General features: G+C 65.3%; 9 protein-coding genes. 7 read left to right on the forward strand and 2 right to left on the reverse strand.

Annotated elements, in window-relative coordinates; genetic code table 11:
• The 5 genes from GCT19_RS04470 to iolB all read left to right on the forward strand — a co-directional run bounded on the left by GCT19_RS04470 (position 1) and on the right by iolB (position 6,596).
• Entirely contained in the window at positions 1–807 is an 807-nt protein-coding gene (locus tag GCT19_RS04470) for an ATP-binding cassette domain-containing protein (protein WP_018435217.1), read from the forward strand.
• A gap of 75 nt (positions 808–882) precedes the next feature.
• Positions 883–2,904 carry a bifunctional 5-dehydro-2-deoxygluconokinase/5-dehydro-2-deoxyphosphogluconate aldolase gene (locus GCT19_RS04475; protein WP_152851115.1) on the forward strand — a complete coding sequence of 674 codons (2,022 nt, stop codon included), beginning with the start codon at positions 883–885 and terminating at the stop codon, positions 2,902–2,904.
• Positions 2,901–4,871: a 3D-(3,5/4)-trihydroxycyclohexane-1,2-dione acylhydrolase (decyclizing) gene (iolD, locus tag GCT19_RS04480; protein WP_152851116.1), complete on the forward strand. Its 1,971-nt coding sequence runs from the start codon at positions 2,901–2,903 to the stop codon at positions 4,869–4,871. Before GCT19_RS04475 ends, iolD begins: the two co-directional genes overlap by 4 nt.
• Before the next feature lie 19 nt (positions 4,872–4,890).
• Positions 4,891–5,799, forward strand: coding sequence for a myo-inosose-2 dehydratase (gene iolE, locus GCT19_RS04485; RefSeq protein ID WP_152851117.1), 909 nt, complete (start codon positions 4,891–4,893; stop codon positions 5,797–5,799).
• On the forward strand, positions 5,796–6,596 hold the full coding sequence (iolB, locus tag GCT19_RS04490; RefSeq protein ID WP_018435213.1) for a 5-deoxy-glucuronate isomerase: 801 nt from the start codon (positions 5,796–5,798) through the stop codon (positions 6,594–6,596). The genes iolE and iolB overlap by 4 nt, the downstream gene beginning before the upstream one ends.
• Positions 6,597–6,687: 91 nt before the next feature.
• On the opposite strand, the gene GCT19_RS43225 is transcribed toward iolB, so the two are convergent.
• Positions 6,688–6,927 (reverse strand): hypothetical protein, encoded by a 240-nt coding sequence (locus GCT19_RS43225; protein WP_227749166.1) that lies wholly within the window; start codon positions 6,925–6,927, stop codon positions 6,688–6,690.
• The gene (locus tag GCT19_RS43230) at positions 6,899–7,093 is read right to left on the reverse strand and encodes a hypothetical protein (RefSeq protein WP_227749167.1); all 195 of its coding nucleotides are present in this window, start codon (positions 7,091–7,093) and stop codon (positions 6,899–6,901) included. Before GCT19_RS43230 ends, GCT19_RS43225 begins: the two co-directional genes overlap by 29 nt.
• Before the next feature lie 113 nt (positions 7,094–7,206).
• Between GCT19_RS43230 and GCT19_RS43235 the strand changes: the two genes are divergently transcribed.
• The gene (locus tag GCT19_RS43235) at positions 7,207–7,407 is read left to right on the forward strand and encodes a hypothetical protein (RefSeq protein WP_227749168.1); all 201 of its coding nucleotides are present in this window, start codon (positions 7,207–7,209) and stop codon (positions 7,405–7,407) included.
• A gap of 257 nt (positions 7,408–7,664) precedes the next feature.
• A partial coding sequence (locus tag GCT19_RS04505; RefSeq protein ID WP_265334605.1) for an ESPR-type extended signal peptide-containing protein occupies positions 7,665–9,105 on the forward strand: 1,441 nt, incomplete at its 3' end.

Genomic DNA, 9,105 nt, shown 5'->3' on the forward strand with positions numbered 1-9,105 from the left:
ATGAGCACCCCCGAACAGAACGCGGACGACATCATCCTGTCGCTCGAAAACGTCAGCCGTTATTTCGGCAACATCATCGCGCTGAACGACATCACGTTGCGGCTCAAACGCGGTGAAGTGCATTGTCTGCTCGGCGACAACGGCGCCGGCAAATCGACACTGATCAAGACGCTCGCGGGCGTGTATCAGCCGAGCAAAGGCACCTACCGGGTGGACGGCAAACCGGTGCACTTCACGTCGCCGAAAGACGCGCTCGATCTCGGTATCGCGACCGTCTACCAGGATCTCGCGCTGGTGCCGCTGCTCTCGGTCGCGCGCAATTTCTTCATGGGCCGCGAGCCGCAGAAAAAGCTGTTCGGCTTTCTAAACGTGATGGACCTCGAAACCTGCGCCACCACCGCGCGCGACAAGCTCGCCGAAATGGGCATCAACGTGCGCGACCCGCATCAGCCGATCGGCACGATGTCGGGCGGCGAGCGTCAATGCCTGGCCATCGCACGCGCGATTCACTTCGGTGCGCGCGTGCTGATTCTCGACGAACCGACCGCCGCGCTCGGCGTCAAGCAGAGCTTCAACGTGCTGAAGTTGATCCATAAGGCGCGCGCCAAAGGCATCTCGGTGATCTTCATCACGCACAACGTGCACCACGCGTATCCGATCGGCGATTCGTTCACGCTGCTCAATCGCGGCCGCTCGCTCGGCACCTTTACCAAACAGACGATCACCAAGGACGAAGTGCTCGACATGATGGCCGGCGGCGCCGAGATGCAGAAGATGATCGGCGAACTCGAAGGCGCGACGATCTGACCGATTCGCGCGGGATGTCCGGCCTCGGCGCGTTTCGCCCGGCCGGCCTCCGCGCACTGTTACTCAGGACTATTCATGGCTCACTCCAGCACCTCCAGCGGTTCCGCAGGCAACCGGTTCGCGCCGGGCCGTGCCCGCGACATCGTGTGCCTCGGCCGGCTGGCCGTCGATCTGTACGCGCAGCAGGTCGGCGCGCGGCTCGAAGACGTGTCGAGCTTCGCGAAGTACCTCGGCGGCTCGTCGGCGAACATCGCGTTCGGCTGCGCGCGGCTCGGGCTCAATGCAGCCATGCTCGCGCGCGTCGGCAACGATCACATGGGACGCTTCCTGACCGAGACGCTCACGAAGGAAGGCTGCGACGTGAGCCACGTGCGCGTCGATCACGAACGGCTGACCGCGCTCGTGCTGCTCGGCTTGAAGGACCGCGACACGTTCCCGCTGATCTTCTACCGCGAGAACTGCGCGGACATGGCGGTCGACGAAGCCGATTTCGACGAGGCGTTCATCGCGTCGTCGAAAGCGCTGCTGATCACCGGCACGCATTTTTCCACCGAGCAGGTCAATCGCACGAGCCGGCGCGCGCTCGAATACGCGCGCCGCAACGACGTGCGCACCGTGCTCGACATCGACTACCGGCCGGTGCTGTGGGGGCTCACCGGCAAGGCCGACGGCGAGACGCGCTTCGTTGCGAGCGAAGGTGTCAGCGCGCATTTGCAGCGGATTCTGCCGCTGTTCGACCTGGTGATCGGCACCGAGGAAGAGTTTCGCATCGCCGGCGGCAAGACCGATCTGCGCGACGCCCTCGCGATGGTGCGCGCGGTGACGCCGGCCACGCTGGTGCTCAAACGCGGGCCACTCGGCTGTCAGATCATCGACGGCGAGGTGCCTGCATCGCTCGACGCTGCGCCGATTCACGGCGGCGTCGAAGTCGAGGTGCTGAACGTGCTCGGCGCGGGCGACGCGTTCGCCTCCGGCTTCCTGTCCGGCTGGCTGCGCGATCAGCCGCTCGACGCCTGCGCGCGCGCCGCGAACGCAAGCGGCGCGCTGGTCGTGTCGCGGCACGGCTGCGCCCCTGCGATGCCGACCCCGGCCGAACTCGACTACTTCCTGCGCGAAGCGCAGGCCGATCCGCAGCGCATGCGCCGGCCGGATCGCGATGCGAAGCTCGCAAGACTGCATCGCGTGTCGCCGGCACGCAAAGCGTGGCACGAAGTGCTCGGCTTCGCGTTCGATCATCGCAATCCGTTCTTCGAACTCGCGCAGCAGACCGGCGCCGACGAAGCGCGCATTTCCGAGTTGAAGGCTTTGTTCGTCGAAGCGGTCGCGCAAACCGAACGCGCGTTGAATCTGCAGGGACGCATCGGCGTATTGATCGACGACCGCTATGGTCAGGACGCGCTGAATGCCGCGACCGGCCGCGGCTGGTGGATCGGCCGTCCGGTCGAGTTGCCCCACTCCGTGCCGCTGGTGTTCGATCATGGCCGCTCGATCGGCACCACGCTGATCGCGTGGCCGCAGGAGCACGTCGTCAAATGCCTCGTGCAGTTTCATCCGGATGAGCCGATCGAGCAGCGGCTCGAACAGGAGGCACAACTGCGCGCGCTGTACGACGCGACCCAGGCCAGCGGCCACGAACTGCTGCTCGAAGTGATTCCGCCGAAGCACGCGTCGCTGCCGCAGGGACCGGACATCGTGTATCGCGCGTTGAAGCGCCTGTACAACCTCGGCATCTACCCCGAGTGGTGGAAGCTCGAACCGATGGACGCCGCGCAATGGCAGGCCATCGACGCGCTGATCGCCGAGCGCGATCCGTATTGCCGCGGCGTCGTGCTGCTCGGCTTGTCGGCGGCGGTCGAGCAGTTGAGCGAAGGCTTTCGTGCGGCCGCGCAAGCGGCGACGTGCCGCGGCTTCACGGTCGGCCGCACGATCTTTCACGAACCGAGCCATGCGTGGCTCGCCGGTGAAATCGGCGACGACGAACTGATCGCGCGCGTGCGCCACACGTTCGAGACGCTGATCGCCGCGTGGCGCGGTGCGCGCGGCGACCCGACGGCGCATGGCGCACCTCATCACTCTCATCAGGAGCAGGCGGCATGAACGAGCGCATCATGCATGACGACACTCCATCCACCAGCGGCGCGACGCAAGCACCCGCCCGCTCCGGCGGCACGATCCGCCTGACGATGGCGCAGGCGCTGGTGCGCTATCTGGCCGCGCAACGCGTCGCCAGCGAAGACGGCACCAGCGTCGAACCGCTGTTCGGTGGCGTGTTCGCGATCTTCGGCCACGGCAACGTCGCGGGCATCGGCGAGGCGCTGTATCAGCATCGCGACGCCCTGCCCACTTTCCGGGCGCACAACGAGCAGGCGATGGCGCACAGTGCGATCGCTTATGCGAAGGCGCACTTTCGCCGCCGCATGATGGCCGCGACGACGTCGATCGGCCCCGGCGCCACCAATCTGCTGACCGCGGCCGCGCTTGCGCACGTGAACCGTCTGCCGGTGCTGCTGCTGCCCGGCGATATCTTCGTGTCGCGTGCGCCCGATCCGGTGTTGCAGCAGCTCGAGGATTTCAACGACGGCGGCGTATCGGCGAACGACGCGTTCAAGCCGCTGTCGCGCTACTTCGACCGCATCGTGCAGCCGGCGCAATTGCTGAGCGCGCTGCCGCGCGCGATCCGTGTGCTGACCGATGCCGCGTTGTGCGGCCCCGTCACGCTCGCGTTGCCGCAGGACGTGCAGGCGCAGGCGTGGGACTTTCCGGAGGACTTTTTCACGCCGCGCGTCGTGCGTATTCATGCACCCGCGCCGCGTAGCGACGATCTCGACGCCGCGTGCGCGCGCTTGCGGCACGCGAAGCGGCCGCTGATCGTCGCGGGCGGCGGCGTGCTGTACAGCCGCGCGGCCGATGCGCTGCACCGCTTCGCGAGCGCGCATGGCGTGCCGGTCGCGGAAACCCAGGCCGGCAAGAGCTCGCTCTCGTGGAACGATCCGCTGAATGCGGGCGCGCTCGGCGTGACCGGGTCGCCGGCCGCCAACGCGCTCGCGCATGACGCCGACTGCGTGCTCGCGCTCGGCACCCGGTTGCAGGACTTCACGACCGGCTCGAACACGCTGTTCACGCAAGCCGACGTGATCGCGATCAACGCGAATGGCTTCGACGCGCTCAAGCATCGCGGCTTCGTCGTCGAAGCCGATGTGAAGCTTGCGCTCGATGCGCTCGCCGGGCCGCTGCAAGGCTGGCTCGCCGAACGCGCGTGGACCGCGCGTGCGCACAAGCTCGCGGCCAGTTGGCGCGACACCGTGCAAACGCTCACGCATGCGCCACAACGCGACGCGGTGCTGCCCTACGAGGGCGACGTGATCGGCGCGGTGCAGCGTTCGAGCACGCGCTCGCCGACCGACGACATCGTCGTCTGCGCGGCCGGCACGCTGCCCGCCGATCTGCACAAGCTATGGCGCGCGGGCCGGCCCGGCGCGTATCACGTCGAATATGGCTACTCGTGCATGGGCTACGAGATCGCGGGCGGCCTCGGCGTGAAGCTCGCGCGGCCCGAGCGCGAGGTCATCGTGATTCTCGGCGACGGCAGCTATCTGATGATGAACAGCGAGATCGCGAGCTCGGTGATGCTCGGCGCGAAGCTGATCGTCGTCGTGCTCGACAATCGCGGCTTCGGCTGCATCAACCGGCTGCAACAGGCTTGCGGCGGCGCACCGTTCAACAATCTGCTCGACGATTGCGCGCACGGCCCGGAAGGCGTGCCGCGCATCGACTTCGCCGCGCATGCGCGCGCGCTCGGCGCGCAAGCCGAACATGCGCGCAATCTCGCCGAACTCGAAGTGGCGCTGCAACGCGCACGCGCGGCCAAGGGCACGTACGTGATCAGCATCGACACCGACCCCGCTCGCACCACCGAAGACGGCGGCTGGTGGTGGGAAGTCGCGGTGCCCGAAGTATCGACGCGCACCGAAGTGCGCGACGCTCGCGCGAAGTACGACGCGCAGCTCGCCGCGCGCGCGGCGCCATCTGCAACGCCGCCGTCCCAGGGCAGCGATCACGACTGAAAACCATGAGGACTTCGGCATGACTGCTTTCGACGTACGCATCGGCATCAATCCGCTGTCGTGGATGAACGACGACCTGCCGTCGCTCGGCGGCGAGACGCCGCTCGAAGTCGCGCTGACCGAGGGCCGCCAGATCGGCTATCAGGGGTTCGAGCTCGGCAACAAGTTTCCCCGCGAGCCGCAAGCGCTGAAAACGCTGCTCGCGCAATACGACCTCGCGCTCGTGTCCGGCTGGTACTCGGGACAACTGGCCAAACGCAGTGTCGCGGAAGAAATCGACGCGGTCGGCCCGCATCTGGAATTGCTCGCGCAGAACGGCGCGACCGTGATGGTGTATGGCGAAGTCGCCGATTCGATCCAGGGCGCGCCGCGCCCGCTGTATCAACGGCCGCGCTTTTTCAGCGACGCGCAATGGGCCGACTACGCGGCACGCGTCGATGAATTCGCGCGCTACACGCTGAGCCGCGGCGTGCGGCTCGCCTATCATCATCACATGGGCGCGTATGTCGAAACGCCCGCCGACGTCGATCAGTTGATGGCGCGCACCAGCGACGCGGTCGGCCTGCTGTTCGACGCCGGGCACATCACGTTCGCGGGCGGCGACCCGGTGGCCGTGCTCGACAAGCACATCGCGCGCGTTTGTCACGTGCACTGCAAGGACGTGCGCCCCGCCGTGATGAAGCTCGCGCGCAATCGCAACTGGAGTTTTCTGGATGCGGTGATCGCCGGCGCATTCACGGTGCCCGGCGACGGCGCGGTCAATTTTCCGGCGCTGATCGACCGGCTGAAGCGGCATGGTTATTGCGGCTGGCTCGTCGTCGAGGCGGAGCAGGACCCAGTGGTCGCGCCGTCGTTCGACTATGCGCAGAAGGGGTACGGAACTTTGCGGGCGCTCGTCGATGCGCCGCTCGGCAAGGAGGCAGCATGAGCTTATTGGTAAAGGCAGAGCGCGAAGGCCAGACGATCGCGCGCGTGACGCCGCAGTCGGCTTGCTGGCGCTATGTAGGATTCGCCGCGTATCGGGTCGGCACGAACGAACTCGTGTACGTATTCGAACCGGCGCGCGAAACGTGCATCGTCGTGCTGAGCGGCGCGGTCGATATCCAAACGCCGGATACGACATGGAGTTCGCTCGGTTCGCGCGACAGCGTGTTCGAAGACGCGGCGCCGTACGCGGTATATCTGCCGCCGAACGTGCGCGCGACGGTGCGCGCGAACCGCGACGCGGAAATTGGTGTCGCGAGCGCGCCGGCCAAGGGCGAGTATCCGGCGCGGCTGATTGAGCCGGCGTCGATGAAGCGCTCGACGCGCGGCAAGTCGCTGAATACGCGCTATGTGTGCGACATTCTTCCGCAGACCGAGCCGGCGGAGTCGCTGCTGGTGGTCGAAGTGAGAACGCCGGGCGGTCACGCGTCGAGCTATCCGCCGCACAAGCACGACACCGACAACATTCCGCACGAAAGCTCGCTCGAAGAAACCTATTATCACCGGCTCGATCCGCCGCAAGGCTTCGCATTTCAGCGCGTCTACACCGACTCGCGCGATATCGACGAATCGATGGCCGTCGAGGATCACGACGTCGTGATGGTGCCGCGCGGCTATCATCCGGTCATCGTGCCGTATGGCTACGACTCGTACTATCTGAACGTGATGGCCGGCAGCCAGCGGGTCTGGCATTTCCATAACGATCCGGCACACGAGTGGATCATGAATAAGGATGCTTGACCATCCGTGAGTCTCGACGCGGTCGGCCTCGACGCGGTCGGCCTCGACGCGGTCGGCTTCGACGCCGTCGGCCCGTCAGGGCCCCTGCCCGTCACACCAACAGGTTGGCGGGTTCAGCGCGCACCAAGCGTTCGATATTGCCCATCAGCTGATCCGCGAGGCTTTGCTGCGCCTCATCCGAAGCCCAGGCCACGTGCGGCGTCACGATCACATTCGGCCGCCTGGCGATCCGCATCGATGGATTTTCGGACGCGGGCGGCTCGCCTGGCAGCACGTCGAAGCCTATTTCGCTGATCAGCGCTTCATCGACCGCGCACGAAAGACTGCTCATCGACGAGCCCACCCCTGGCCGTATCGATGATGAGCGGCTTGCGCTTCATCCCGCGGAACGGGCCGTGGATGGTAATCACGTCGCTCGTTGCCAGCATCTCGTCCCACGGCGTGTACAGCGGCCCGAGTCCGTCGCGGTCTTTGTGCGCGGCGAACAGCGGCCGCATGCCGAAGGCTTTCGCGATCTCGGCCTATCCGCTGCCACTGTCTGGAGAGCCAGTTACTGGCTCAACGCAAACCGGAAACGGGGACACTCATCGCGCCGTCGAGACTCAATGGGTTGAAGGTAAACGGCTACACGCTGAACCTGCTCAAATCGCGCGCGGATCTGCGCCAAACTGAAGAGCTTTCAGGATTGGCTATTCGAGGAGCTTGGGGCGGGATGAAGCGTCTGCCGAGAATCTTTGCTCAATCAAACGCAATCCCCCTTTTGGCCGTCGTGACGACGGAATATCTGACGTCGCGCGCTTCCCCGCATTAACAAGCGGTGCTGCCGACATACCAATCCCTCATCTCAGACTCGGCTTATTTTGTTTCTATCTCAAAAATCTAAACTGAACTCAGTTTCAGAGATTTAGCAGAAGCCGCTTCAGGTTGATCCGGGCAGCGTCGCAGGTTGTTTCTGTTGCCTCAATCCCGCAATTTCGTAGCTGATATTGGAAAACCCAAAAGCGCGACGACAGTCTCCTATTACTTCGCATCCCTACCGTTATATCTAACTCCGATAGGAATCACATCATGAACAAGTCCTACATCAGCATCTGGAATGAAGCGCTCGGATCTTGGGTGGCAGCTTCCGAGAATATGTCGGTGCGTGGCAAGCGAAGCAAGTCGCGGACTGTGGCTGGGACGATCGCCACTGCCCTCGTGCTGGCCGGAATGTCGGGCACAGCTGCATCAGCCGTGATCGGCACGCCGGTTGAGGCGACAAATGGGAGCTACTCCGGAACGGACACGGATTCCGCCTCTGCCACAGGTGATGACGCAGTAGCGGTTGGTGCAGGGGCGACCGCATCGGCGCAGGGAACAACGGCGCTCGGCGCGGCCAGCGTTGCGGGCGGACAGAATGCTACTGCGATTGGCATTCAGGCGACCGCGTCCGAAGGATCGAACGCTATCGGATGGAATACGACTGCGTCTGGAATTGGCAGTACTGCAATCGGCCAATTCGCGAACGCCGCGGGCGCCTGGAGCACGGCGCTTGGTTTCGAAGCGGAAGCGACCAACGACATGTCGATAGCCATCGGCACGTTGGCGGCCGCAAATGCGGACAATTCCGTGGCGTTGGGCGCGTACTCGGTTGCCGATCGCGCAAATGTGGTGTCGGTCGGCAGCGCGGGTTTAACGCGCCAGATCACGAATGTGGCGGCCGGCACGGAAGACTCGGACGCGGTCGTCGTGTCGCAGCTCAAGAACGTGACCACGGCGCTCGGTGGCGGTGCCGCGGTCAATGCAGATGGTTCCATCGCGTCGCCTGCCTACAACGTGGGGGGTACGGCGGTCGACAACGTCGGCGATGCAATCATCAACCTCGATGGCCGCACCACGCAGAACACGTCGCAGATCACCAGCCTGTTGAATGGCTCGGCCGGTCCGGTGCAGCAGGACGCAAGCACCCGTGCGATCACGGTCGCGAAGGACATGGACGGCACGGCGATGAACGTGGCGGGCACGGCGGGCAACCGCACGGTGACGGGCGTGGCCAATGGCGCAGTGAGGGCAACGAGCGTGGACGCGGTGAATGGCAGCCAGCTGTATGGCACGGCGTGGAGCACGGCCCGCGCGCTGGGCGGTGGTTCGATCGTGCTTGCGGATGGCTCGATCAGCGCGCCGAAGTTCAGCGTGGGTGGCACGACGGTGTACAGCGTGGCCGAAGCCGTAACGAACCTCGACGGTCGCACGACGCAGAACACGGGCGACATTGCGCAAAACGCGACCAACATCGCGAGCGTGCAGAACCAGTTGTCCGAAGGTACGGTGGGTCTGGTACAGCAGGACGCGAACACGCGCGACATCACGGTAGCGAAGGACATGGACGGCACCGTGGTGAACGTGGCGGGCGCGGCGGGTAACCGCACGGTGACGGGCGTGGCGAATGGCGCAGTGAACGCATCGAGCGTGGATGCGATCAACGGCAGCCAGCTGTACGGCGCGGCATCGAGCACGGCCGAGGCACTGG

Source organism: Paraburkholderia atlantica, assembly GCF_009362785.1.
GTDB lineage: Bacteria > Pseudomonadota > Gammaproteobacteria > Burkholderiales > Burkholderiaceae > Paraburkholderia > Paraburkholderia atlantica.